At 60.9% G+C, this 23699-nt stretch carries 31 protein-coding genes; 17 read left to right on the forward strand and 14 right to left on the reverse strand.

Going from position 1 to position 23699, the window contains the following annotated elements; genetic code table 11:
- Positions 1-120: 120 nt before the first annotated feature.
- Positions 121-327, reverse strand: a complete 207-nt coding sequence (locus ACFOZ5_RS18400; protein WP_379890088.1) for a cold-shock protein — start codon at positions 325-327, stop codon at positions 121-123.
- Between the two features lie 229 nt (positions 328-556).
- Positions 557-1525, reverse strand: a complete 969-nt coding sequence (locus ACFOZ5_RS18405) for a ribonuclease Z (protein WP_379890090.1) — start codon at positions 1523-1525, stop codon at positions 557-559.
- A 73-nt stretch (positions 1526-1598) separates the two neighbouring features.
- Here ACFOZ5_RS18405 and ACFOZ5_RS18410 point away from each other — a divergent pair, with 73 nt between their 5' ends.
- The 4 genes from ACFOZ5_RS18410 (at position 1599) to ACFOZ5_RS18425 (ending at position 4179) form a co-directional block, all read left to right on the forward strand.
- The gene (locus ACFOZ5_RS18410; RefSeq protein WP_379890092.1) at positions 1599-3176 is read left to right on the forward strand and encodes a PQQ-dependent sugar dehydrogenase; all 1578 of its coding nucleotides are present in this window, start codon (positions 1599-1601) and stop codon (positions 3174-3176) included.
- 95 nt (positions 3177-3271) lie between these two features.
- On the forward strand, positions 3272-3472 hold the full coding sequence (locus ACFOZ5_RS18415) for a hypothetical protein (RefSeq protein ID WP_379890094.1): 201 nt from the start codon (positions 3272-3274) through the stop codon (positions 3470-3472).
- Between the two features lie 113 nt (positions 3473-3585).
- The gene (locus tag ACFOZ5_RS18420; protein WP_379890096.1) at positions 3586-3909 is read left to right on the forward strand and encodes an antibiotic biosynthesis monooxygenase family protein; all 324 of its coding nucleotides are present in this window, start codon (positions 3586-3588) and stop codon (positions 3907-3909) included.
- A gap of 3 nt (positions 3910-3912) precedes the next feature.
- Positions 3913-4179, forward strand: a complete 267-nt coding sequence (locus tag ACFOZ5_RS18425; protein ID WP_379890098.1) for a DksA/TraR family C4-type zinc finger protein — start codon at positions 3913-3915, stop codon at positions 4177-4179.
- Positions 4180-4332: 153 nt separating this feature from the next.
- Here ACFOZ5_RS18425 and ACFOZ5_RS18430 read toward each other — a convergent pair whose 3' ends face one another.
- The gene (locus ACFOZ5_RS18430; RefSeq protein ID WP_379890100.1) at positions 4333-4920 is read right to left on the reverse strand and encodes a 2-hydroxychromene-2-carboxylate isomerase; all 588 of its coding nucleotides are present in this window, start codon (positions 4918-4920) and stop codon (positions 4333-4335) included.
- Between the two features lie 18 nt (positions 4921-4938).
- A complete protein-coding gene (locus tag ACFOZ5_RS18435; RefSeq protein ID WP_379890102.1) occupies positions 4939-5667 on the reverse strand; it encodes an SDR family oxidoreductase in 729 nt (242 codons plus the stop codon).
- A 111-nt stretch (positions 5668-5778) separates the two neighbouring features.
- On the opposite strand from ACFOZ5_RS18435, the gene ACFOZ5_RS18440 reads away from it, so the two are divergent.
- Positions 5779-6255 carry a winged helix-turn-helix transcriptional regulator gene (locus tag ACFOZ5_RS18440; RefSeq protein WP_379890104.1) on the forward strand — a complete coding sequence of 159 codons (477 nt, stop codon included), beginning with the start codon at positions 5779-5781 and terminating at the stop codon, positions 6253-6255.
- 32 nt (positions 6256-6287) lie between these two features.
- On the opposite strand, the gene arfB is transcribed toward ACFOZ5_RS18440, so the two are convergent.
- Both arfB and ACFOZ5_RS18450 read right to left on the reverse strand, forming a co-directional pair.
- A complete protein-coding gene (gene arfB / locus ACFOZ5_RS18445) occupies positions 6288-6698 on the reverse strand; it encodes an alternative ribosome rescue aminoacyl-tRNA hydrolase ArfB (RefSeq protein WP_379890340.1) in 411 nt (136 codons plus the stop codon).
- Positions 6699-6775: 77 nt separating this feature from the next.
- Positions 6776-7645 (reverse strand): LysR family transcriptional regulator ArgP, encoded by an 870-nt coding sequence (locus ACFOZ5_RS18450; protein ID WP_379890106.1) that lies wholly within the window; start codon positions 7643-7645, stop codon positions 6776-6778.
- A gap of 101 nt (positions 7646-7746) precedes the next feature.
- Here ACFOZ5_RS18450 and ACFOZ5_RS18455 point away from each other — a divergent pair, with 101 nt between their 5' ends.
- Positions 7747-8355, forward strand: coding sequence for a LysE/ArgO family amino acid transporter (locus ACFOZ5_RS18455; RefSeq protein WP_379890108.1), 609 nt, complete (start codon positions 7747-7749; stop codon positions 8353-8355).
- 8 nt (positions 8356-8363) lie between these two features.
- Here the strand turns inward: ACFOZ5_RS18455 and ACFOZ5_RS18460 are convergent, their stop codons facing one another.
- Both ACFOZ5_RS18460 and ACFOZ5_RS18465 read right to left on the reverse strand, forming a co-directional pair.
- Entirely contained in the window at positions 8364-8744 is a 381-nt protein-coding gene (locus tag ACFOZ5_RS18460; RefSeq protein WP_379890110.1) for a ribbon-helix-helix domain-containing protein, read from the reverse strand.
- Between the two features lie 59 nt (positions 8745-8803).
- Positions 8804-9373, reverse strand: coding sequence for a DJ-1/PfpI family protein (locus ACFOZ5_RS18465; RefSeq protein WP_379890112.1), 570 nt, complete (start codon positions 9371-9373; stop codon positions 8804-8806).
- 167 nt (positions 9374-9540) lie between these two features.
- Here ACFOZ5_RS18465 and ACFOZ5_RS18470 point away from each other — a divergent pair, with 167 nt between their 5' ends.
- Positions 9541-10128, forward strand: a complete 588-nt coding sequence (locus ACFOZ5_RS18470) for a CPBP family intramembrane glutamic endopeptidase (RefSeq protein ID WP_379890114.1) — start codon at positions 9541-9543, stop codon at positions 10126-10128.
- A 9-nt stretch (positions 10129-10137) separates the two neighbouring features.
- Here the strand turns inward: ACFOZ5_RS18470 and ACFOZ5_RS18475 are convergent, their stop codons facing one another.
- From ACFOZ5_RS18475 to ACFOZ5_RS18495, 5 genes are all read right to left on the reverse strand, one after another.
- Positions 10138-10644, reverse strand: coding sequence for a C40 family peptidase (locus ACFOZ5_RS18475; protein ID WP_379890116.1), 507 nt, complete (start codon positions 10642-10644; stop codon positions 10138-10140).
- A 107-nt stretch (positions 10645-10751) separates the two neighbouring features.
- The gene (locus ACFOZ5_RS18480; protein ID WP_379890118.1) at positions 10752-11378 is read right to left on the reverse strand and encodes an outer membrane beta-barrel protein; all 627 of its coding nucleotides are present in this window, start codon (positions 11376-11378) and stop codon (positions 10752-10754) included.
- 83 nt (positions 11379-11461) lie between these two features.
- On the reverse strand, positions 11462-12856 hold the full coding sequence (gene pntB, locus ACFOZ5_RS18485) for a Re/Si-specific NAD(P)(+) transhydrogenase subunit beta (protein ID WP_379890120.1): 1395 nt from the start codon (positions 12854-12856) through the stop codon (positions 11462-11464).
- A gap of 13 nt (positions 12857-12869) precedes the next feature.
- Entirely contained in the window at positions 12870-14444 is a 1575-nt protein-coding gene (locus tag ACFOZ5_RS18490) for a Re/Si-specific NAD(P)(+) transhydrogenase subunit alpha (RefSeq protein ID WP_379890123.1), read from the reverse strand.
- 88 nt (positions 14445-14532) lie between these two features.
- Positions 14533-15108: an NnrU family protein gene (locus ACFOZ5_RS18495; protein ID WP_379890125.1), complete on the reverse strand. Its 576-nt coding sequence runs from the start codon at positions 15106-15108 to the stop codon at positions 14533-14535.
- A 222-nt stretch (positions 15109-15330) separates the two neighbouring features.
- Here ACFOZ5_RS18495 and ACFOZ5_RS18500 point away from each other — a divergent pair, with 222 nt between their 5' ends.
- The 7 genes from ACFOZ5_RS18500 (at position 15331) to ACFOZ5_RS18530 (ending at position 18872) form a co-directional block, all read left to right on the forward strand.
- Positions 15331-15651, forward strand: coding sequence for a putative signal transducing protein (locus ACFOZ5_RS18500; protein WP_379890127.1), 321 nt, complete (start codon positions 15331-15333; stop codon positions 15649-15651).
- Complete coding sequence (locus ACFOZ5_RS18505) at positions 15651-15836, forward strand: hypothetical protein (RefSeq protein ID WP_379890129.1); 186 nt, start codon at positions 15651-15653, stop codon at positions 15834-15836. Before ACFOZ5_RS18500 ends, ACFOZ5_RS18505 begins: the two co-directional genes overlap by 1 nt.
- A gap of 72 nt (positions 15837-15908) precedes the next feature.
- Complete coding sequence (locus tag ACFOZ5_RS18510; protein WP_379890131.1) at positions 15909-16499, forward strand: hypothetical protein; 591 nt, start codon at positions 15909-15911, stop codon at positions 16497-16499.
- A gap of 20 nt (positions 16500-16519) precedes the next feature.
- Entirely contained in the window at positions 16520-17494 is a 975-nt protein-coding gene (locus ACFOZ5_RS18515) for a threonine ammonia-lyase (protein ID WP_379890133.1), read from the forward strand.
- Complete coding sequence (locus ACFOZ5_RS18520) at positions 17491-17883, forward strand: DUF2784 domain-containing protein (protein WP_379890135.1); 393 nt, start codon at positions 17491-17493, stop codon at positions 17881-17883. The genes ACFOZ5_RS18515 and ACFOZ5_RS18520 overlap by 4 nt, the downstream gene beginning before the upstream one ends.
- A gap of 10 nt (positions 17884-17893) precedes the next feature.
- On the forward strand, positions 17894-18469 hold the full coding sequence (gene thpR / locus ACFOZ5_RS18525; RefSeq protein ID WP_379890137.1) for an RNA 2',3'-cyclic phosphodiesterase: 576 nt from the start codon (positions 17894-17896) through the stop codon (positions 18467-18469).
- A 22-nt stretch (positions 18470-18491) separates the two neighbouring features.
- Entirely contained in the window at positions 18492-18872 is a 381-nt protein-coding gene (locus ACFOZ5_RS18530; protein ID WP_379890139.1) for a thiol-disulfide oxidoreductase DCC family protein, read from the forward strand.
- A gap of 41 nt (positions 18873-18913) precedes the next feature.
- Here ACFOZ5_RS18530 and ACFOZ5_RS18535 read toward each other — a convergent pair whose 3' ends face one another.
- On the reverse strand, positions 18914-20053 hold the full coding sequence (locus ACFOZ5_RS18535; RefSeq protein WP_379890142.1) for an aminotransferase class V-fold PLP-dependent enzyme: 1140 nt from the start codon (positions 20051-20053) through the stop codon (positions 18914-18916).
- A 264-nt stretch (positions 20054-20317) separates the two neighbouring features.
- On the opposite strand from ACFOZ5_RS18535, the gene ACFOZ5_RS18540 reads away from it, so the two are divergent.
- From ACFOZ5_RS18540 to ACFOZ5_RS18550, 3 genes are all read left to right on the forward strand, one after another.
- Positions 20318-21922, forward strand: a complete 1605-nt coding sequence (locus tag ACFOZ5_RS18540) for a hypothetical protein (RefSeq protein ID WP_379890145.1) — start codon at positions 20318-20320, stop codon at positions 21920-21922.
- A 68-nt stretch (positions 21923-21990) separates the two neighbouring features.
- Entirely contained in the window at positions 21991-22479 is a 489-nt protein-coding gene (locus tag ACFOZ5_RS18545; protein ID WP_379890147.1) for a copper chaperone PCu(A)C, read from the forward strand.
- A 449-nt stretch (positions 22480-22928) separates the two neighbouring features.
- Positions 22929-23699, forward strand: a complete 771-nt coding sequence (locus ACFOZ5_RS18550; protein ID WP_379890149.1) for a polysaccharide biosynthesis/export family protein — start codon at positions 22929-22931, stop codon at positions 23697-23699.

Here is a 23699-nt window from a genome sequence, read left to right on the forward strand (position 1 = left end):
ACCTCAGCCTGGGCATGAAAACGCCCCAAGAGGTACATGAAAAAGCCAGCCCCCATAAGGCGCTGGCTTCAACAAAAACCGTCAACGTATTTTAGGACGGGTCACTGTTGAGTCTGTTAATTACAGACCAACAACGTTCTCTGCCTGAGGACCTTTCTGGCCCTGGGTCACGGAGAACTCGACCTGCTGGCCTTCAGCCAGGGTCTTGAAACCGTCGCCCTGAATAGCGCTGAAGTGAACGAATACGTCGGGGCCGCCTTCACGAGTGATAAAGCCGAAGCCTTTGGATTCGTTGAAGAACTTAACGGTACCGGTAACTGTAGACATATCTTTTAATTTCCTGAATTCAATCTTCTAATATGCGCCGCCAGGAACCCTGATGGGGCTGGTCAGCATTTTTCGGAAACAAGAAACGCGCGGGATCAAAAACAGGACGTGCACTACGAACTTCGACAGGGCGTCTTATTGATGAACTGCTTTGCTAACTCTTTCCTACGTCGACCAAGGTACTTATCTTTTCCGGCAATTGCTACCTTTTTTTGCGTTATGGGTATATTTACTCATCCACCTCGGTCAGCGTCAGGTCGCGATCCAGCCGGAAGCGCTGGAAGTCCCGGGCCAGGTGCAGGTTACCGGTGTAGCTCTCACGGGCTTCGGTGGTAATCTCATCAATGACCGGGCCGCGAGTGCCCGCGGCCTGATACCGGGAACTGAAATGGGTCAGTATGAGGTGGGGCAGGCCTGCCTTGCGGGCAAACGCGGCAACCTGCCGTGCTGAACTGTGCTGGGGCCAGGGACCGACCCGGTCGGCAACCTCCTGGGTGTAGGTGGCCTCATGGACCAGCAAATGAGCATCCTGGCAGGCATCCGTCAGCAGATCCGGGTTGTCGTTATCGCCAGCCACCACTACCCGCCGCGGCGACCGCGGAATCTCGGTGTAGTCGGTGGCGCGCACCAGTGTGCCGTCAGCAAGGATTACATCGTGGCCCTTCTGGAGCCTGCCCCACTCGGGGCCCGGTTTGACGCCATCGGCTTTCAGCCGCTCTGTCAGTAACTTTCGTTCCAGCCGGAGTTCTTCAAAACGGTAAGCGTGGCAGGGCACCCGGTGAGACAGCGGAAAGCTGGTCACCCGCAGGGCATCATCCTGCCACTGGAAATCATCGGCCTCCGAATTGATGTAAAGAAGTTCGAAGCTGAGGCTGGAGTCGGTATTGGCCAGAATGGTTTCGATAAACGGCTTGAGCTGGGGAGGGCCGATCAGGGGCAGGGGCGTTGTGCGCCCGGCCATGGATGCACTGGTGAGCAGGCCAGGCAGGCCGAAGGTGTGGTCACCGTGGACATGGGTGATAAAGATCGCCTGCAGCTGCACCACTGACAGTCGGGTACGCAACAACTGGTGCTGGGTACCCTCGCCACAGTCGACCAGATACCAGTGGCGTGGGCCGCCGTGCTGCAGGGCCAGGGCTGTCACATTGCGGGCGCGGGTGGGCGTGCCCGCAGAGGTGCCGAGGAAGGTGAATTCCACCGGTGTATCCTTCTATCATCTACACTGGAATGCTTATCGGCGAGCTTACCAGAATTCCAGACAGCGAGGTTTTATGAACAACCGGCCATCCTGGTCAAGAATCGTCCTGGCCTTCGCTACCGCATTGATTATTGGTGCCGTGTTGGGTTCAGTGATGCAAACCCAGATCAACCTACTGGCCCTGCGGGGCCTTGGCGTTGAAATAGGGGTTGGTGCCTGGTTGGGCACCACGCTGGAAGACCTGTTCAAGTTTGGACCGGTGTATCTGGCGATGTTCGGGTGTGGTTTCCTGGTTTCCCAGCTGGTCGCCATGGTGGCGACCCGGTATGTGCTGACGGCGTGGCGTCCACCGGTTTGTGCACTCGCGGCGGCGGTGGGCCTGTGGGCCACGTTCAAGCTGGTGGATGCGCTGGCACCACCACCTACGCTGATTGCTGCCACACGGGATGTCGGCGGCATGCTGGCCATGGTCTTTACGGCAGCGGTGGCCGGCTGGTTGTTTGCCACAATGGCCGGCAGCCGGCCAGGACGTTCGGCGCAGGGCGGCGGTGCCGCAGTCGCGGTGCTGGTTCTGGCCTCCGCTTTTCCGGCCGATGACGTTCGTGCCCAGCCTGCCGATGCCTACCAGTTGCAGACCGTCGTTGACGGGCTGGCGCATCCCTGGTCTCTGGCGTTCCTGCCGGATGGCCGGATGCTGGTCACTGAGCGTCCCGGCCGTCTGCGCATTGTGTCGCGGAGCGGGGAACTGCTGCCCGAGCCGGTGGACGGCGTGCCCGAGGTGTTCAACCATGCCCAGGCAGGCCTGTTTGAGGTGTTGCCAGCCCGTGATTTTGCCACCAGTCAGCGACTCTATCTGAGTTACGCCTGCGGTACCCTGGAGGCCAATCACACCTGCCTGGCCAGGGGGCGACTGCAGGACGGTGCGCTTGACGAGGTGGAGGAGCTGTTCCGGGCCATGCCCGCCAAGGCTGGCGCGGCGCATTATGGCGGACGGATGGCCTGGCTGGGGGATGGCACCCTGCTGTTAACCCTGGGGGACGGTTTCGATTACCGGGAGGAAGCCCAGAAGCTGTCCAGCCATATTGGCACCATTGTGCGCCTGAACGTCGATGGTTCAGTACCCGGGGACAACCCCTTCGTGAACAACGGGCAAGCCCGTCCGGAAATCTTCAGCTACGGCCACCGTAATGTGCAGGGGCTGGTCTACGATGATGCCAGCAGGCAGGTAATCATCCACGAGCACGGCCCCCGGGGTGGCGACGAGATCAACCGGATTGAGGCAGGTCTCAATTATGGCTGGCCAGTGGCCACGTACGGCCTGGATTACACTTGGGCCCGGGTGACACCCTTTACCCGGTACCCGGGCACGGAGCAGCCGCTGCTGCACTGGACGCCGTCCATAGCGCCTTCCGGCATGACCCTCTACGACGGCGAGCTGTTCCCGCAGTGGCAGGGCAGCCTGCTGGTTGGCGGCCTGGTCACTCAAGCGGTGCACCGGGTTGCATTGAGCCCGGATGGCGCCACAGACATGGAAAAGCTGTTCAGTGAGCTGGGGGCGCGTATCCGGGATGTCCGTACTGGCCCGGATGGTGCCATTTACCTGCTGACTGACAGCCCTGAAGGCCGCCTGGTGCGGGTGGCTCCCCGCTGAAGTGACCATCCGGTACGGGCAGAATCCTGTCGTTGTTTTACAGGTATCAGGCTGCGTTCTATTCTCAAGGGTGAACCCTCAAGAGGAGATGGGTCATGAGCAAAGCCGTCAATGGAAAGTTTCAGAGCCTGGAGCAGGCCCGCAACACCCGGGAGGATCTGATAGGCAGTGAGATCCCCCAGGACCTGATCTATATCGATGAGGAAGCACAGGTGATTCGCGTGATGATGCCCCCTGAGGAGGCCCGGGAGGTCCATGAAATATTTGACCGGCATGGGATTACCTATCCGGCCTGAGCATGTCCCTGGTGTCCCGTGCGCTGTCTTGTTGAGACACCGCCTGGCCCCGGGGACAGGGGGTAGAGGCAGTCGCGTGTGTAAGGCTGGCCGGTAACGATTCGGGAGGCTATGTGAAGTTTATTTTTGAGGTCCGCATCAAGGAAGGTCACACCGCCGAAGAATACGCCGACGCCTGGGTGAGGGCGAGTGAACTGATCCAGCGGGCGCCCGGGGCACGGGGTACGGAGTTGCACCGCAAGATTGGTGACCCCAGCACCCTCATTGCCATTGCCACCTGGGAAAGCAAGGAGCAGCGGGATGCCATGGAAGGGCAGCATAACCCTGAAATCGCCAAGATCATTCGCAGTGCCGCACCCTTTGTGGACATCACACCCATTGGCGAATTCGAAGACCCGGAATGGGTGGTGATGCCACCGGGCCGCAAGGAGGACTGAGTCATGGCGGGTGGCTGGTCAAAAGATGGCGCAGTGCAGGACCAGATCGACAGTACTGTGGATGATGCCCTTGAACGGGCTCGTTCCAGTCTTCCAAGTGGTGAGAGCCTGTCCCATTGTGAGGAATGCGACGAGCCCATCCCCGAGGCCCGCCGCAGGGCGCTGCCGGGCGTTCGCCTTTGTGTGCGTTGTCAGAGTGAGCGCGACCGGCATAATGCCGATGTAAGCCTGTTCAACCGCCGGGGCAGCAAGGACTCCCAACTGCGCTGACACCGACCCTCCGGATTTCTATGCCTTTGGGCGTCCCGCAGTGGGGCGTTGTCACCCCGGACATGCCCTGATACCGGGCACTCGTTGACTGTTCGCATTCCCACCGCGGTCGGTTAAAGCCATCGTTCGTTGATGCACCGGTGTTCTGTTTCTCTATTGCGAAAGTGCTTCTTCAACCATCCACAGGCGGTCCTGGCCGAAGAACATCTCGTCGTTGACGTAGAAGGTGGGAGCGCCAAATACGCCCCGCTCAATGGCTTCCATGGTGATCGCCTTGAGGCGGTCCTTGACCGCCTGGTCGCTGGCCCGGTCCATGACCTCCTGGGGGCTGAACCCTGCCGCCGTCAGTACCTCGGCGACCACTTCTGGCTTACCCATGTTCTTTTCGTCCACCCACAGCGCCGTAAATACCGCCGTCAGGTAGTCCTGAAACCTGGGGTCGTCCAGCCAGGCGACGGCCCCGCGCATCAGGTGCAGCGTGTTCACCGGGAAATGGGGGTTGTGGTTCAGCGTCACCCCGTAGCGGCGGGCGAACCGCTGCATGTCCATTCTTGAGTATCGGCCTTTGGCCTCGATGGCAGCAGGAGACTGGTTGCCGGTTGCCTGGAACACGCCACCCAGCAGCATGGGTTTCCACACCAGGCTGGCATTGTGGCGACTTGCCAGCGCAGGCAATTGGGTCCAGGCCAGGTAACTGGCCGGGCTGCCCACGTCGAAGTAGCACTCCAAAGTCTTGTTCATGATTATCCTCCGGTTGCTTCAGAAACTTTCCAGCCAGGGACGCAGGTCCAGTTCATGGGTCCAGGCATCCCGCGGCTGGCGATGCAATTGCAGGTATTGCTCCGCTATGTGATCGGGGTTGAGAATGCCGTCCTTATCCTTGAGCGCGTAGCGATCCGGGAAATTCTCGCGAATAAAGTCGGTATCGATGGCGCCGTCAATAATACTGTGAGCGACGTGGATCCCCTTGGGGCCGAGTTCCCGGGCCATGCTCTGGGCCAGGGCGCGTAAGGCGAACTTCGCGCCGGCAAAGGCGGAGAAGCCATTGCCGCCACGCAGCGATGCCGTTGCGCCCGTAAAAATGATGGTGCCCTTCTGGCGTGGCAGCATGACCCTGGCGGCCTCGCGGCCCGCCAGAAAGCCAGCGAACGCGGCCATTTCCCAGACCTTGCGGTATACCCGGGCTGTGGTGTCGGTAATGGAAAAACGAACGTTGGCGCCAATGTTGAATACGGTCACCGTCACGGGGCCGATGGTTTGCTCTATCTGATCGAACAATGCGGTCATGGCGTCCTCATCACGGGCGTCACAACCAAAGGCATGGGCGATGCCGCCGGTTTCCTCAATGCCCTCCACCAGGGGTGCGAGAGCGTCTGCGTTGCGTCGTGTGGCGCATACAATGTAGCCCTCTCGTGCGAAACGCCGGGCAATGGCGCCTCCGGTAGCATCGCCGGCGCCTATGATCACAACCACTTCCTTGCTGGCCATTCTGCCTCTCCTCTGATTCAGTGGTGGGTTCTTTTTTGGAACTAACAAATAGTCGGTTCCAAAAAAGAACTTGTCAAGTTATTCTGGGACCTCATTTGCGTAGGAGCGACCATGCGCTGGCAAGATCTCGACCAACAACCCTGCTCCCTGGCCCGGACCCTGGCAGTGGTGGGCGACCGGTGGACCCTGATGATCCTGCGGGACTGCTTCCTGGGCATTCGGCGGTTCGATGACTTTGAGAAGCGCCTGGGCATCACCCGGCACGTGCTTACGGATCGCCTGAAAAAGCTGGTTGAGCACGGTGTGCTCACCAAGGTTCCGTATCAGCAAAGACCGTTGCGGGAGGAGTACCGGCTGACAGAGAAAGGCCTGGAGCTGCATCCCTTGATCCTGGCGCTGGTCAGTTGGGGGGATCGCCATATGGCCGACGAACGTGGCGCCCCGTTGCAGCACATCCACAAGGGGTGTGGGAAGGCGATGACGCCAGTAACCGTTTGTTCAGAGTGTGGCGACACCGTCACTGCCAGGGATATCCGGGTACAGGTTGGAGCAGGGTGGCAGGAACAGGGAGACGAAGTGCTCCCGTGAAACGCGAGAGCATACCCTTAGCGGCCGGATAATCAGATAACCCTGCCGCGCAACGCTTTGGTCTTCCCTTTCTGCGTCTTCTTGTCCACCCGTTTGCGTTGGGACGACCGGGTAGGCCGGGTGGGTTTGCGCCTCTTCTGTATCTTTACCGCATCCAGGATCAGGGCCTGCAGCCGGTCCAGGGCGTCCTGCCGGTTCAGCTCAAAGGTACGGTGGGACTGGGCCTTGATAATGACCACCCCGTCCTTGGTGACGCGATGGTCGGACAGGGCCAGCAGCCGTTCCTTGTAGAAAGGCGGCAGCGTGGAACGCTGTATATCAAAGCGCAGGTGAACCGCACTGGCCACCTTGTTCACGTTCTGGCCACCGGAACCCTGGGCCCGGATCTGGGTAAGCTCCACCTCCCAGTCGGCCAGCTCCACCGCGTTGGACAGGCGTATCAGTGTCGGCATAAGACGCTCTCAACAGAATGAGCCGACCAGTGTAACAAATCCGGCCAACCGTCTCTGGCGGTCAGGTGTCACGGCTTCCATGCGGCCAACAACGCGTCAGTGAGGCGGTCCATCAGGCTGCCTCCGTGGCGCCAGAAGTGCCAGTACAGGGGCACATCCAACTGCCCGTCCGGGACAATGCGGGACAGTACCCCCGATTCCAGCTCCCTGCGCGCCTGGATTTCCGGAATCATGCCATAGCCCATGCCACTGACTGCCAATCGTACGAAGCCTTCCGATGAAGGGCAGAGGTGGTACGGAAAGCGACCGTGGTAGCCCCATTGGGCCAGGAATCGGTGCTGGAGCTGGTCGTTGGGGCCAAACACGATGACCGGGGCGTGGCGGAACGATTCAGGGGTAGGCCCCTCAGGAAAATATCGGGCCTGGTAGTCGTCGGTAGCCAGCGGCAGATAGACCATGGTTCCCAGCGGCACACAGCGGGCACCGGCAACCGGCTGAGGGCTGCTGCACAGGCAGGCAGCCACGTCACCTTCCCGCATCTTCTGCAGGCCAATGTCCTGATCTTCGATCACCAGATCCAGTAGCACGCCTTCCTGCTGGCAAAAGGTACTGATGGCATCCGCCCACCAGGTGGCCAGGCTGTCGGCGTTGAGGGCAATGCGCAAGCGGCTGGCGGTTTCGACGAGGGTAGGAATGCTCTGGGCCAGGTCTCGCTCCAGCAGCCTGACCTGCTGGACATGGTTCAGCAGTCGCTGACCGGCCGGCGTCGCATGGGGAACCGGCGAGCGGATCAGCACCGGTTGCCCAATGCGTACCTCCAGGGAGCGCAATCGTTGGGACACGGCGGACTGGCTGATCCCCATAGCATCGCCGGCGCGCTCAAAGCCACCGTGTTCGACCACCGCCGAGAGAGCTTCCAGGAGTTTGTAGTCAATCATAAGTAAAACTGATGATGCAGTAGCAGTATGAATTTCCAGTATAGCGGGAAGTCGCTATGCTTGCGCCGTTCAAATGAAATCGATCGGATCGAGAGAGAAGGATGCTGGACAGTTACCTGACTGGATTGCTGGTGTGTGGCGGGATCATCGTAGCGATTGGTGCCCAGAATGCCTATGTGCTGAGCCAGGCCATTCGGCAGGAGCACCACTGGTGGGCCGCCGGCCTGTGCATGCTGTCGGATGTGGTGCTGTTCAGCGCCGGTATGCTGGGCGTGAGTGCTGCCTTGATGGCAGTGCCGGAGGCGCTGGAGGTTTTACGCTGGCTCGGGGTGGTCTTTCTCGGCTGGTTGGCGCTGCAGGCACTGGTGCGGGCGAGCCGTGGGCGTGACCGGTTGCAGGCCGGGGAGGTAAAAGCCCGTAGCCTGAAGGGCGTATTGTTTACCACCCTGGCAGTGACCCTGCTTAACCCCCAGGTGTACCTGGATACGCTGTTGCTCATTCCGGCGATTGGTGCCCAGCAGGAGAGCACAGCGACATTCGTGGCGGGCGCCAGCAGTGCCTCCATCCTGTGGTTCGGGGGACTGGCCTGGGGTGGCGCTACCCTGGCGCCGATATTGTCCCGCCCGCTGGCCTGGCGGATGATCGATGGCCTGATCGGGTTGATGATGGCGGGCATTGCGCTGCACCTGGCCATCAGCGGCCTGGGTTGACCGAAACGTCAGTGGGTAGCGTTGCCAGCGTCAACGTTTGCCATGGGCTGCTTGGGCTCCTGCTTCAGAATTTTCTCCGCATCCAGTGACGCGATGGGTACCCGGTTGTCCCGGGGCACATCACCACTGAGTTGCAGGGCCAGGTACCGCATGGCACAGACCCGCAGGAACGAGGTGAAATTGCCCAGGTCATGGCCAGCATCGATGGACTCGTGATACAGGCGGGTTACCAGCTGGGGCACGTTCATGCCGTCCCGTTCCGCCAGTTCCGCCAGCACGGTCCAGAAGGTGTTTTCCATGCGGATACTGGTCACCATGCCATCGATGCGCAGCGAGTGTGTCCTGCTGATCCACAGCTCCGGGTCGGCGTTGATAAAGAGCTTGCACATGCGATGATCTCCTGTCGACGTGTTCCGGGCCGGACAACCGCCAGCCCGGAACACCCATGTCAGCGGTCCAGCAACTTGAAGAACTGTGCCAGCCAGGCCGGATGGGCCGGCCATGCCGGTGCTGTTACCAGATTAGCATCGGTAACCGCCTGGTCCACTTCAATGGTCGCGAAAGACCCGCCAGCAAGTTCCACTTCCGGCTGACAGGCCGGGTAGGCGGAACACTTCCGGCCCTTGAGTACACCGGCCGCCGCCAGAATCTGGGCGCCGTGGCAAATGGCGGCTACCGGCTTTTCGGTCTCAAAGAAGTGCTTCACCATTTTCAGGACCTGGTCATTCAGCCGCAGGTATTCCGGCGCGCGGCCCCCGGGGATCACCAGGGCGTCGTAGCTGGCCGGGTCCACCGAATCGAAGTCCGCTGTCAGGGCAAACCGGTGGCCGGGTTTTTCCGTGTAGGTCTGGTCACCCTCGAAGTCATGGATGGCGGTAGCGACCGTATCGCCTGCCTTCCTGTCCGGGCATACGGCATCCACGGTATGGCCAACGGCCATCAGCGCCTGGAAGGGCACCATGGTTTCGTAGTCTTCGGTGAAATCACCGGTAATCATCAGGATCTTTTTACCGCTCATGGCCTTCTCCTTGTCATTGTCAGGGCACGGTTGCCATTTATAACGCTAGCAGGCTGGCTCTTTCAGCGGGTATTAGCCGGTTACTACAGTCGTAGCTTCTTGCCTTTATCGTCGGGCCACGTAGAGTGAGCGCGGTGTGACTTATTGACCGGGGGAAGTCGGGACGAATGGCAAAGCGTCGAAAACGGGGTCTTTCACCACTGTCGGGCCTGTTGTTCCAGGCCGGCATTGTTGTGCTGGGGCTGTTGCCACTGATGGTCTTTGATATACCGGTGGCAACCGACGGCCTGACCGTTGTCGGTTATCTGCTCTGGGGCACCCTGGCGGGCCTGCTGACCTATGGGGCGCTGCTGGTGCTGTCGCTGGTGGATATACTGTCGTCGGACAGCCTGATGAAGCATATCCGGGACCTGCACTGGTTTGTCTGTTCCCAGCGCTGGCCGGTGCTGATCGGGCTGGCGGTGCTGGCTGGTATCGGGGAGGAGTTACTGTTCCGGGGCGTCATCCAGGGGTGGGTTGGCCACCACCTGGGCGTTGTCGCGGGTATTCTGGCCGGGGCCATGGTGTTTGGCCTGGCCCATGCCATGTCACTGGCCTACTTTATGGTGGCAACCGCCCTGGGAGCCCTGTTCGGGGTGGCCTATGCGATCACGGACAGCCTGCAACTGGTGATGGTGTGGCACGCCGTGTATGACCTGGTGGTTATCGCTGTATTGCGCTGGTATCCGCAGCTGTTTGGCCTCAAGACATCCTGATGCTTTCTCTCAGTCAAAGCGCCGGACCTCAGTCAGGCGCCCCTGCCAGTAATAACCGTTCAGTGAGGACTGGGTGACGCCCACGGACGTGGAAGCATGGATAAAGTCGTCGCCCCCCATGAAGATACCGGCGTGACTTTCCTTGCCCCGGATATTGAAGAACACCACGTCACCGGGCTGCAGCTCATCCGGCGAAACCCGGTCTCCCTGGGCCAGCAATTGCGAGGTGGTGCGGGGCAATTCAACGCCAAAGGCTTCCTGGTAGGCCCGCCCGATGAACCCGGAACAGTCAAATCCCCGGGCGGTGGTGCCACCGTAGCGGTAGGGGGTGCCTTCATAGCGGGCGAACACATCCTGCAGGCGGGCAACGCGACTCTCGTCAGCTTCTGTAGCGGGCTGGTAAACCGGTGTGTAATCCTGATTGCCGCGCTGACTGACCTCTGGCCCGGAGGCACAGCCCGTCAGCACCAGGACCATCACCAGCAGAAGAGCATGGGAGTGGCGTATAAGACGCATGGGTCGGATCCTCGACGTGGCTTCACATTGAATTCTATAGCCAGGCGGCGACACTGTCAGGCATTGGCTCGCAGATTTGCGCAGTATTTACAGTCCTGGAACCGGACTTAAAAGCGCAGCGCCAGGCCTGCACTGGCCTCAACCTGGCCATAGCCACTGCTGTCGAAGCGTATGGCACAGCCGCCGTCGCAGAACACAGCGCCACCGCTGTCGAGAACGGTGTAGATGCCGCGCAGGTCGAACCGGGCGAGCAGCTTGTCGGTCAGCGCCAGCTTGTAGCCACCCCCCAGCGCAATCGAAGCGCGGTGATGGTCATCCAGCCCCGACGGCTTCGGTTCCAGCCGGGTCACTCCCAATACGCCGGAGACAAAGCCCCCGGTGTTTTTGCCCCCCGGAAAGTACAGCCCCCCGAACTGAAGCTGGTAGATGGTGACATCCACCGAGTAGCTGTCTTCCGTCAGCAGGCGGTCCGATGTGGAGGCTGTGGTTTCCTGCCTGCCGAAGTACAGTTCTGCCTGCTTGCCGGCTTCTTTCAGGTCAAAATTCATGATCACCCCGAAAGCTTCCGCGTCTTTGAATTTCAGGGTGTCGGACTCATCGGTGTCGCGGTCGTTCACACTGAATTCGCCGCCCATCCGGAAACCGGCAAAGGGAGCAATTTCCACCTCGGCCTGGGCCGGGATGGCCGCCGCCACAGCGATGATGGCAAGCAGGCAACGGGCAATCGCTGGCATGATTCAGGTTTCCTGTTCCAGTGCGGATAGTAGGAGTGAGAGTATAGCGGACCGGCCATTACCGGTCCGCTATCGCTGATGGATCAGCCCCGCAGTGCGCCCATCAACTTGTCCACCGAGTCCTTGGCGTCGCCAAACAGCATCAGGCTGTTGTCCTTGAAGAACAGCGGGTTCTCCACGCCGGAGTACCCGGTGGCCATGCCCCGTTTGAGGATCACCACCTGACGTGCCTTCCAGACTTCCAGTACCGGCATGCCCGCGATGGGGCTGGCGGGGTCCTCCGCAGCCGCCGGGTTGACGGTATCGTTGGCACCAATCACCAGCACCACGTCGGTTTTCGGAAAGTCATCGTTGATTTCGTCCATTTCCAGCACGATGTCATAGGGCACGTGGGCCTCGGCCAGCAGCACGTTCATGTGGCCTGGCAGGCGTCCCGCCACGGGGTGAATGCCAAAGCGCACGTTGACACCCCGGTCGCGCAGGGTCTTGGTGATCTCACTGACGCCGTTCTGGGCCTGGGCCACAGCCATGCCGTAGCCAGGTACGATAATAACCGAGTCGGCATTGCGCAGCTCTTCCGCCAGCTCTTCGACGCTGGTTTCATGCACGGTCTGGTCACCATCGCTGGCGGCCGAGCTGGACGACGTCTGGCCAAAGCCCCCCAGGATCACGCTGATGAACGAGCGGTTCATGGCCTTGCACATGATGTAGCTGAGTATGGCACCACTGCTGCCAACCAGGGCGCCGGTCACAATCAGCAGGTCATTGCCCAGCATGAAGCCGATGGCCGCCGCGGCCCAGCCGGAATAGCTGTTGAGCATGGACACCACCACCGGCATATCGGCCCCGCCAATGGCCATGATCAGGTGAACCCCCAGGGCGGCGGCGATCACGGTCATGACCACCAGCAGCAGAATGCCCAGGGCCATGCTGTCGGTGCCCAGGAACCAGCCACCGAGGATGACCGCAACCACCACTGCCGCCAGGTTCATCCAGTGCCTTCCCGGCAGGGTCAGGGCCTTGCTGTCGATGCGACCATCCAGTTTGCCACAGGCCACCAGCGAGCCGGTGAAGGTGACAGCCCCGATAAAGATGCCGAGATAGACCTCCACCAGTTTGATGGTGTGTTCCACGCCCACCTTGTCCACCAGCGGCTCGATGTAGCTGGAGAAGCCCACCAGAACGGCGGCAAGCCCCACGAAGCTGTGCAGCAGGGCCACCAGCTGGGGCATCTGGGTCATTTCCACCTTGTTGGCCATGGGCAGGCCGATGGCAATACCCAGCACCATGGCAATGATGACTGCGGTCAGATCGCCCAGGCCGAAACCGGCGATGGTGGCGCCAATGGCAATGACAATGCCGGCGACCCCGTACCAGTTGCCCCGGCGGGCGGACTCCTGATGGCTGAGGCCACCCAGGCTGAGAATAAACAGTATGCTGGCCGCGACGTAGGCGACGCTGATCAATCCTGGACTCATGTTGGTCGCCTCCTTACCGGTGGAACATCTTGAGCATGCGATGGGTGACCCGGAAGCCCCCGGACACGTTGATCATGGCGATCAGTACCGCGATAAACGACAGTATCCCCACCGCCACATTCTCCGCCTGAGCCAGGTGGAGCAGGGCGCCGATGACGATGATGCCGCTGATGGCGTTGGTCACACTCATCAGGGGCGTATGCAGCGAGGCGGTCACGTTCCAGATCACCTGCCAGCCGATAAAGCAGGCCAGCACAAACACCGTGAAGTGGCTGAGGAAGCTCTCCGGGGCATAGGCACCAACACCGTAGAGCGCCAGCACGGTCACCGCCAGCAGCGCCACCTTGCCGGCAAGCTTGCGGGCGGGGGAGGGCGCGGGCTTGGCTTTTGTCTTCGGTAGCGGTTCCTCGGTACCCGGGGCGTGCGCCTTGCCGGCCGGTTCCTCCGGTTTGGGTGGTGGCCAGGTGACTTCCCCCTGGTGGCTCACGGTCAGGCCGCGGATGACCGCATCGTCCATGTTGACCGACGGCTTGCCGTCCTTCTCGGGGGTCAGCTCCGTCATCAGGTGGACCAGGTTGGTGGCGTATAGATCACTGGCCACCTTCGACATACGGCTGGGCAGGTCGGTGTAGCCGATCAGTTTGACGCCGTGGTGCTCGGCCACCTTGCCCGGCTCAGTCAGTTCGCAGTTGCCACCACGCTCCGAGGCCAGGTCCACGATGACGCTGCCGGGCTTCATGGATTTCACCATCTCGGCGGTGATCAGCTTGGGGGCGGGCTTGCCGGGGATCAGGGCCGTGGTAATGATGATGTCCACTTCCTTCGCCTGTTCCGCGAACAGGGCCATTTCCGCCTTGATGAACTCGTCGCTCATCTGCTTGGCGTAACCGCCGCTGCCACTGCCTTCCTCGTCGCCGAAGTCCAGTTCCAGGAACTCGGCGCCCATGCTTTCCACCTGCTCCTTCACTTCCAGCCGCGTATCGAACGCACGCACAACGGCGCCCATGCTGTTGGCTGTACCAATGGCGGCCAGGCCGGCCACACCAGCGCCGATCACCATAACCTTGGCGGGGGGCACCTTGCCTGCGGCGGTTACCTGACCGGTGAAAAACCGGCCAAACTGGTTGGCAGCCTCAATGACGGCGCGGTAGCCGGCAATGTTGGCCATGGCGCTGAGGGCGTCCATTTTCTGGGCCCGGCTGATGCGGGGCAGGGCGTCGATGGCAAAGCCGGTCACCTTCCGGTCCGCCATTTTCTGTAGCAGTTCGGGGTTCTGGGCGGGCCAGATATAGCCTGCCAGGTGTCCCCCCTCGCGGATCATGTCCAGTTCGTGCTTATGGGTGCCCGGGTGATCCATGGGGGCACGTACTTTCAGCACGATATCGGATTCCTTCCACAGGGCGGTGGTATCCAGCGCAATGGCCGCGCCGGCCTCCCGATAGGCTTCGTCGTTATAGTCAGCGGCCTCACCAGCGCCGGTTTCAACGGCTACCTCATAGCCGAGCTTGATCAGCTTCTCGACGGCGGCTGGCGTGGTTGCCACCCGCCGTTCGTCCTTAAAGACTTCTTTGGGCACACCGATTTTCATGATTATGACTCCTGTCGAGCGGTAGTCAGAAGAATATGGTTTTGAGGTCACTAAAGGAATCCCCGGTTCATGCGCCCGGGGTGGAAGATTACATTGGCACCGGGGGCACGCCGATCAGCCACTGGTGGATCCACATCACAAACAGCACATAGATCACCAACCCGACGATAACCGCGATGGCATCATTGGCGGGTTTGGCCGGAAGCGCGGGAACAGGGTGACCTTCGCGGCGCTTCAGGGAGATCCGGTCAATCACTGCCCAGGCGAGGAAAGCGCCGAAGAGTACGACATCGTGGAGCATGCCATTGGCGAGCAGGTGGGCCACAGCCCATAGTTTGACGGCGACCAGTGTCGGGTGCTTCAGCGTGCGACTGATTCGGCCGGGAAAATAGGTGGCTACCAGCAGTGGAAAGACCGGAACCAGCAACAGCAGGGCGACATGACGCAACCAGGTTGGAGGCGCATAAAGCAGGGTCGGGTCGGTCCTTGCCATGCCGTAACCAACCACAATCAGCACAAGACCCACTGCAGATGCGATCGAGAAGGCTCCCTTGAAGGGTCCCTCGCCCATGGACTTCAGCAGGCGGTTGCGAAACGGTTCGTTGACGATGGAGAGCGAGTGAACGCCCAGGAAAATAATCAGTCCAAGTATCAGTACCAGCATGAATTCCGTGTTCCGTTAAGGGTTTATAAGTGTGCCGTCTGATTAATTCGCTGACAGCTGTTCAGCGAATTAATCAGACGGCACACAAGGAGTCTAGTCTGTTGTGGTGTCATCTGCGTAACCGTTTGGGTGACTTTCTGCCGGAGGGGCTACACTACGAATGTCCCTGCTGATATCTGACTGATCGGCAGAGTCTTCCGGAGCTGCATCGGGAGCCTTGCTATGCAGATTGCCTATAATGCCCGGGACCTCACCGAGGCCCATATCATCGCCGGTTTGCTGGGGTCCCATGGAATTGACAGCCATGTCGGGGGGCACTACCTCCAGGGTGCCCTGGGAGAGATCGGGGCGGCCGGTTTCACCAATGTACACGTGGAGGACGGTGACTATCTGGAAGCCCGACGCCTGATCGCTGAATACGAGGGTGCAGCCACCAGCGATGGAGGCCGTATTCCGCCAGTCAATGATGCCGGCGAGTTCTACGCCCGCTGGTTCCTGCTGCTCTTGCTGGCGGTGGCCGTGGGTTTTGTCCTGACGTTCTGATGACGGTGCGGCTTGTTGCCTTCCTGGTGGCCTCGGTGCTGTTATCGGGTTGCGGCACCGGGTTGCCCCGGGACGGCCGCTACCCCGGCGATGCCGGAAGATGTGATAGCCTGCCCCTGTATGAACGACTCGAGTGCAGAGAACGACATCCGCCCCTCCATGACCCCATTGATCTGAGAAAGTGAACCGTGCGCATCAGGGTTACCCATCAGAGAATCACCTTTTTCCTGCAGTTTGTCCTATTCCTTGAAGTTGTTGTGGCTTTGTGGACCGGACGCTGGTTCACCGGCTTTTTCACCGCACTGATCATCATCGTGACTTTCCTGCCCGTGTTGCTGGAGCGACGTTTCCGGATTCATATACCGCCGGAGCTGCAGCTGTTGGCCATCGGCTTCGTGTTTGCGTCCCTGTTTCTGGGAGAGGTCCGCGATTACTACACCCGCTTCTGGTGGTGGGATATCGCCCTGCACACGTCCTCAGGCGTGTTGCTGGGTATCCTGGGTTTCCTGCTGGTGCACATCATGAACGAAACCGAGCGTATCGAGGTCCACATGAAGCCCGGTTTCGTTGCGTTCTTTGCGTTCCTGTTCGCCCTCGGCGTGGGGGCCTTGTGGGAGATCTTCGAGTTCACCATGGATACGCTGTTCGGCATGAACATGCAGAAGCCCATGCTGGGTGACCCGTCAGGACTGACCGACACCATGTGGGATCTGATCGTGGATGCCCTGGGTGCCCTGGCAATCTCCCTGCTGGGCTGGCATTACCTGAGGAATCCGCAGCAGGCCTCTTTTCTGGAACGGTGGATTGGAACGTTTGTCGAACGTAATCCAAGATTCTTCAGGAAGTAGTCAGTTGCCAGGAGGCGGTTATGCAGCCATCAACCTTGCCGGATCAGGCAGTCATACGTCAGGCCGGTGACCGGATTCGGGATAATGTCATCCAGACGCCGGTCTGGCAGTCGGCGGATCTGGATCAGGCCGCCGGCCACTCCCTGTTACTGAAATGCGAGAACCTGCAACGCACAGGCAGCTTCAAGGCCCGGGGTGCGCTCAACTGGGTACGGACGGCGACGGAGCAGGAATTGAAAGGGGGGCTGGTAACAGTGTCTGCCGGCAACCATGCCATTGCCCTGGCCTGGGCTGCTGCCCGCACAGGCACGCCATTGACCGTGGTGATGCCAGAGGGTTCCAGCGAGATGAAAATCCGGCGTACCCGGGACCTGGGCGCCGAAGTAAAAGTGCATGGCAGCATCCAGGACGCCGTTGCGCTTTGTCATCAACGGGTGGAAGACCAGAACCTGACCCTGGTGCATCCGTATAACGACCTTCGCGTCATGGCCGGGCAGGGTACGGTGGGGCTGGAGTTGCTGGAGCAATGCCCTGATATGTGCCGGATACTGTGTCCGGTGGGTGGTGGTGGCCTGATATCCGGCCTCGCGCTTGCCGTGAAGGCCAGCCGGCCGGAGGTGGAGATCATTGGCATAGAGCCGGAGGGGGCAGCCACCATGGGCAATGCCTGGCGTCGAAATGATCCCGCCGCGAGCCTCGAGTCCGTGGATACCTGGGCCGCCAGCCTGGCACCGGCTGTGGTGGGCGAGTACACCTTTGCGGCCACGCGCCAGGTGGTAGACCGGATGGTGACGGTGAGTGAACCGGCGATTCGGGAGGCAACCCGGCTGTTGCTGACAGAGGCCCGGCTTTATGTGGAGCCGGGTGCTGCCGTGGGCCTGGCTGCCCTGCTGGAGGGCTCGGTCGAGCCGGCGCCTGAGCGCGCGGACCTGCTGGTGCTGACTGGCGGTAACCTGGATCTGGATCAGGTTCGCCGCTGCGAGGGCGCGCAATGATCTGGCAGTGGCTGGCGGATGGAGTGCTAATGCTGCACGTGGCGATCGTGCTGTTTGTGGTGCTGGGGCTGGTAGTGGTGCTGGCGGGTAATGGCCTTGGCTGGAGGTGGGTCAACCACCTGTGGTTCCGTCTGGCCCATCTTGCTGCCATTGCCGTGGTGGTGGCCCAGGCCTGGCTGGGCGTAATCTGTCCGCTCACCACCCTGGAGATCTGGCTGCGGCGTCAGGCCGGGCAGGCCGGCTATGAGGGCAGTTTCGTCGAACACTGGCTGCAGCAGCTGCTTTACTACGAGGCGCCAGCGTGGGTATTTATTGCCCTGTATACCGGGTTCGGGTTGCTGGTACTGGCCAGCTGGTGGTGGTTTCCACCCCGCCGACATTCTTCCTGAGGAGCCTGCCGTGCCAAGACTGTTTCTGGGGCTGGCCTTGCCTGAACCGGTCAAGAAATGCCTGATGAGCTGGAGCAGTGACATTCCTGGCGCCCGCTGGCAACGCCGCGAGCAACTGCACCTGACCCTGTGCTTTCTGGGTGAGGTGGCACCGGAGCGGGTACCGGCATTGTTCCGGGCACTGGATGGCCTGGAGGCTCCGGCATTCGACCTGGAGCCCATGGGGGTGAGCTGCTTTGGTGATCCTGAGCAGCCCCGTACCCTGTGGGCGGGGGCCGGGCCTGAAGATTTCCTGCGGTCGCTCCATGGGGCGCTCTGCCAACGGCTCGAGCACTCCGGATTCCGGGTGGAAGCCCGCCGCTTCCATCCGCACATCACTCTGGCCCGTTTCAGCCGGCACCAGGCGGGCCCGGCCGGTGACTTCCTGAAGCAGTTCCGGAATGAGGCGGCACCGGTCTTTACGGTCGACGGCGTCAGCCTGTTTCTCAGCCAACCGGGGCCGGATGGCTCCCGCTATCAGCAGCTGGCGTTATTCCCGCTGGTTGAAAGCAGCCTGAAAGTGCCCCACGAACAACAGAAAGGGTGATGCTCACCAATGAGGAGGCACCATGCCGGAAGATCGTGACAGACTTCGTGTCTACTACGACGGCTCCTGCCCGAGCTGCATCCGCGACCGTCGCCAGTACGAAAAGCTGGCGGGCCAGGCGGCCGACAACGTGGAATGGGTGGACATCACTGGCCGCGACGAGGAGCTGAAGGCCGTTGGCATCGACCCCGACGCCGCCCTGCAGGAATTGCACGTGGAGGACAGTGATGGACGCATCCACCGGGAGCTTGACGCCTATATCCTGCTGATGTCCCGGGCGCCAGTGCTCAAGCCCCTGGCCTGGCTGATCGGCCTGCCGGTGATACGGCCCCTGCTGGCTCGCGCCTATCACCGGATGGTGACCCGGCGGCTGGAGCGTACCGGGCGCATGCCCGGAAAATAGGGGCCTGTGGCTTTATGCCATGGCGGCACCGGCTCCGCGTTTCAGCGGTCCGTCGGGTTGATTGCCGTCAGGGCCTGGCGCAGATTGTCGACGGTGCGGTCGATATTGTTCAGCTTCTCCAGTCCGAACAGGCCGACACGGAAGGTGCGGAAATCTTCCGGCTCATCGCACATCATGGGGACGCCCGCAGCGGTCTGGATGCCCTGTTCCCGGAAAAGGCGGGTGTTGTGGATATCGATATTGTCGGTGTACAGCACGACCACTCCGGGTGCCTCAAAGCCCGGGGCGGCAACGCTGCGGAAGCCGGCTTCGGCAAACAGCGCCCGCACCTGCCTGCCCAGCTCCCACTGCCGGGCCTTGAGTGTATCCAGCCCCGTTCTCCAGGTTTCCTGCATGGCATCCCGCAGTATCGCCAGGGTGTCCGTAGGCATGGTGGCGTGGTAGGCATGGCCGCCGTCTTCGTAAGCCCGCATGATGTTCAGCCACTTTTTCAGGTCGGCGGCAAAACTGCTGCTTGTGGTCTGTTCGATGCGCTCCAGGGCGCGACCGCTCAGGGCGATAAGTGCGGCACAAGGCGAGGCACTCCAGCCTTTTTGCGGGGCAGTGATCAGCACGTCCACACCACAGGCTTTCATGTCCACCCAGAGCGCACCGGACGCCACGCAGTCCAGCACGAACAGGCCACCGACGTGATCCACGGCGTCGCCGATCGCTTTGAGGTAGTCATCCGGCAGCACCATGCCCGAGGCGGTTTCGACATGGGGGGCAAAGACCACTTCCGGCTTTTCCGAGAGGATGCTGGCCACCACCTCATCGACAGGCGGCGGGGCGTAGGCCGCCTGGCGACCGTCGCTGACGGGGCCGGCTTTCAGTATCGTTGCCTGTGAGGGGATGCGCCCCATGTCAAAAATCTGGCTCCACCGGTAGCTGAACCAGCCGTTGCGGATGACCAGACAGCGCCGGTCGTGAGCCAGCTGGCGTGCGACCGCTTCCATACCAAAGCTGCCACCACCAGGCACAACCACGGCACCCTCGGCTTTGTAGGTCTGTTTGAGCGTGGCGGAAATGTCACGCATGACCTGCTGGAAGACAGCGGACATATGGTTCAGGGAGCGATCATTGAAGACCACGGAGTACTCAAGCAACCCTTCCGGGTCGACCTGCGGGACCTGTCTGGACATGGGAAAATCCTGTCATTGGCGTGTCCTGGGCTCAAGGGCACGGGACAACAGTTTGTTGTTTGTCAGCTAATAATAACAATAATTTCATTTCATCTGCCCATGACGCAATCCGCATTTCCACGGGCCTGACAGATTGTTCATCAGCAATCCTGTCCGTTATGGCGGGGGAGGCGGTAGAGTAAACCTGTATTTGCGACGAGCCCGGGCTTGCGGCCTGCTCGTACACGCTTTTATCAACCCGTTGGTTAATCCGGTTCAGGTGACATGCGGCGTCTGGTTTTTCTGGTTTTTGTTCTCAATGCGCTTCTGCTGGCCCTGATGATTCCGGGGTCTGCCAGCGTGCCGTGGATTGCCGCGGAAGGCCTGGTGCTGGCCGGGCTGTTCCTGTGGCTGCCAGCCCGGTCGCTGAGGCTCGGGCTGGCGTGGGGAGCCGGTGTGCTCTACGGCCTCTCGGCCCTGTTTGTCCTGCTCGACAGTATGGTCAGACTCAGCCTGGGGCGTTCCCTGAACCTGTATCTTGATCTGTCCATTATGGGGGCCAGTGTGGATCTGCTGGTGGCCAACCTCGGCTGGATGGGAGCTCTGCTGGTCTTCGTCGTGGCCCTTGCCCTGTGTCTGATACTGGTAGCGCTGGTGGCGGGCCTGCTGTTACGCATCGGCGATCAGGCCCGTCAGGTGCCCGGTCGTCACCTGGCTGTCGGGATGGCAGGTATGGCTGTGACAGGTCTGATACTGCCGGCACAGCTGGTGGGGGCAACCGTGGTGAGGATCGGTGCTGTCCACGCTGGCGAGGCACTGGAGGCCCATCAGGCCAGCCAGCATTTCCGGGAGCGAATAACGGCAGGGCCGATGGAGCGGGGCAGTAGCCCCGTGGCGCTGGGAGGCCTGACCGACACCACGGTTGTGCTGGCTTTCGTGGAATCCTATGGCGTATCGGCATTGTTTGACGAGCGCTATCGACCGGTGGTGCAGCAAGCCCTGGCCAATCTCGAGAGTGCCGTGCAAGCGCGCGGTTTCCACGTGGTCTCGGGCCGCCTGCGTTCGCCGGTTCAGGGCGGACAGTCCTGGCTTGCCCATGGCACATTGGTGAGTGGCCTGTGGATCGATAATCAACAGGACTATGATGCCCTGCTGGCCAGCCGGAGCCCGACCCTGATCAACGATTTCCAGGCGACCGGACACGAAACGGTTGCTGTTATGCCAGCGATAACCATGGCGTGGCCGGAAGGGCGGGCGCTGGGTTATGACCGGATTCTGGATGCCGATTCCATGGACTACCTTGGGCCGGCCCTGAACTGGGTCACAATGCCCGACCAGTACACCTGGTCATGGCTGCACAGTGCTATTCTGGAGCCGTCGCAGGTGCCTGTCTTTGCGGAGTTATCGCTGATCAGCAGTCACGCGCCATGGGTTCCGGTATTGCCCGTGCTGGAAGACTGGCGCTCTATTGGCAGAGGGGAAGTGTTTGAACCCTGGCGGGGGGCCGGGGAGGCTCCGGTGTCATTGTGGAAAGACCCGGAACGGGTGAGAGCGCATTACGCCCGGGCTGTTGCATACAGTATCAATGTGGTGGCGGGTTACATCGAGAACCGCATGAACCAGCGATCACTGCTGGTGGTCCTCGGGGATCATCAGCCAGCGCCGCTGGTGACCGGAGAGGATGCCAGCCGTGATGTGCCGGTGCACCTGATCAGTGCGGACCCTGCTCTCCTCGAGCCATTTGCGGGCGACGGGATGAAGCCGGGATACGGGTTGGACGGCTTCAGTAGTGGTATCTGGCCCGGGGAACGCCCCGGCTCGCCCATGAGTGCCTTCAGGCCGTTCCTGCATCGGCATTTCCAGGTGCGTGACAATATATCGCACCGCTGAGACTTGTCAGTTGTGACGGTTCGGGGAAAACTGTCGTTATCTTCCTGAACCAGACCAAGAGAATGACCATGTTGTCGAAAGCTTGTATTTTTTCCCTCGGACTCCTTGTTGTAGCCACTCCCACCCTGGCCCAAGACTATCAACACGGCGATCTGACCATCAGTCACCCCTGGTCTCGACCGACACCACCGGGGACGCCGGTTGGCGTGGGGTACATGACCATCAGCAACCGGGGGGATGCGGCGGTCACTCTGGTGGCCGGGCAGACGCCGTTGGCGGCGCGGGTCTCCATTCATGAAACGACCATGCAGGACGGCCTGATGAAGATGCGCCCGCTCAAGGACGGGCTGACAGTCGCGGCCGGGGAAACCGTGACCCTGAAGCCGCACAGCTACCACCTCATGCTGGAACAGCTTGAAAGGCCGCTGATGGAAGGTGATGAAGTGCCGTTGACGCTGACCTTTGAAGAGCTGGATCCTATTGCCATCAAACTCCACGTTGAACAGCCGGGTGCAGCGCCGGCCATGGATCACTCCGGTGGTCACCAGAGCCACTGAATCCCGCCCGTGCCCGGGCTTGCCCGGGCTATTCCCCTCCGCGACGACCTTATTGGCTTCATCGTCGAACTGACCGGCGTGACTGTGATGAATATCTCATAATCACGCTGTCATGTTCCGTTGGTAGTCTTTAAAAGCTCTGTAAAACATGTAGTTACCGTTTGTATTCGGTCATATACCCTTTGCTGCGACACGTTGATGATGCTGCGAATAGGTGCGCATAATAGATGCCGCGCTGGTTGCCGCCAGGCCTTGTGAATCAAGGCCGGTAGAGTGGCCGAGAGTGCGTGGTGTGATTGAATTCTTACCCGGGCCATGTATCCAAAGGCCCAGCAATTGCATGGAACGGTTCAGGTTTCGCCCCCGAGGTGTGCCTGACGTGCTGACGCTCCAACAAGGGATGGATTGGGATGATGAAGAGCATTACTTTCCGGAGATCGATTCTGGTAATGGCATTGATGCTGCTGACGGCCATGGCGGCGCAGGCACAGGATGCCTATGAACTCGGGATCGGCGACCGGGTGGATATTTCCGTTTATGGCCAGGAAGACATGAGTACCACAACGGAAGTGGCTGCAGATGGCACCATCACCATGGCGCTGATCGGCAGGGTGAACGTCCAGGGAATGACACCGCCGGCCGTCAGCCGCTTGCTGGAATCCCGTCTGGAAAACGAAGGTTATCTCCGTAACGCAAACGTCAATGTCGTGGTGGAAGAATACCGCAGTAACACGGTATCGGTGCTGGGGCATGTGAATCAGCCGGGCAAGATTGCCCTTGAGGGAAACACCAGCCTGACCGAGATTCTGGCCCTGGCCGGAGGTATCAAGAATGGTGGCGGCGAACGGCTGGTACTGATACGAGAGGATGCGGATGGCCAACAGGTCCGCCAGGAGTACTTCCTGACGGAACTGCTGGATGGCCAGGCGGGCAACCGGCCGGCCGTACAGGTTCGAAAGGGCGATACCCTGTTCGTCCCCAAGGCGGAACAGTTCTATGTCCATGGCCAGGTCCAGAAGCCGGGGACCTACACTCTGGACCGTCCCCTGAACGTTATGCAGGCGCTGTCGGTCAGCGGTGGTTTCAACCCCCGGGCCAATACCGGCGGGGTGGTGCTCTACCGCAAGCAGGCGGATGGCACGGTGAAAACACTCGACGTGGAGTTGTCTGATCCGATCCGCGACGGGGATGTGCTGTTCGTCAAGGAAAGCCTGTTCTGA

It is taken from the genome of Marinobacter lacisalsi (assembly GCF_042651045.1).
In the GTDB taxonomy this organism is placed as follows: Bacteria; Pseudomonadota; Gammaproteobacteria; order Pseudomonadales; family Oleiphilaceae; genus Marinobacter; species Marinobacter lacisalsi.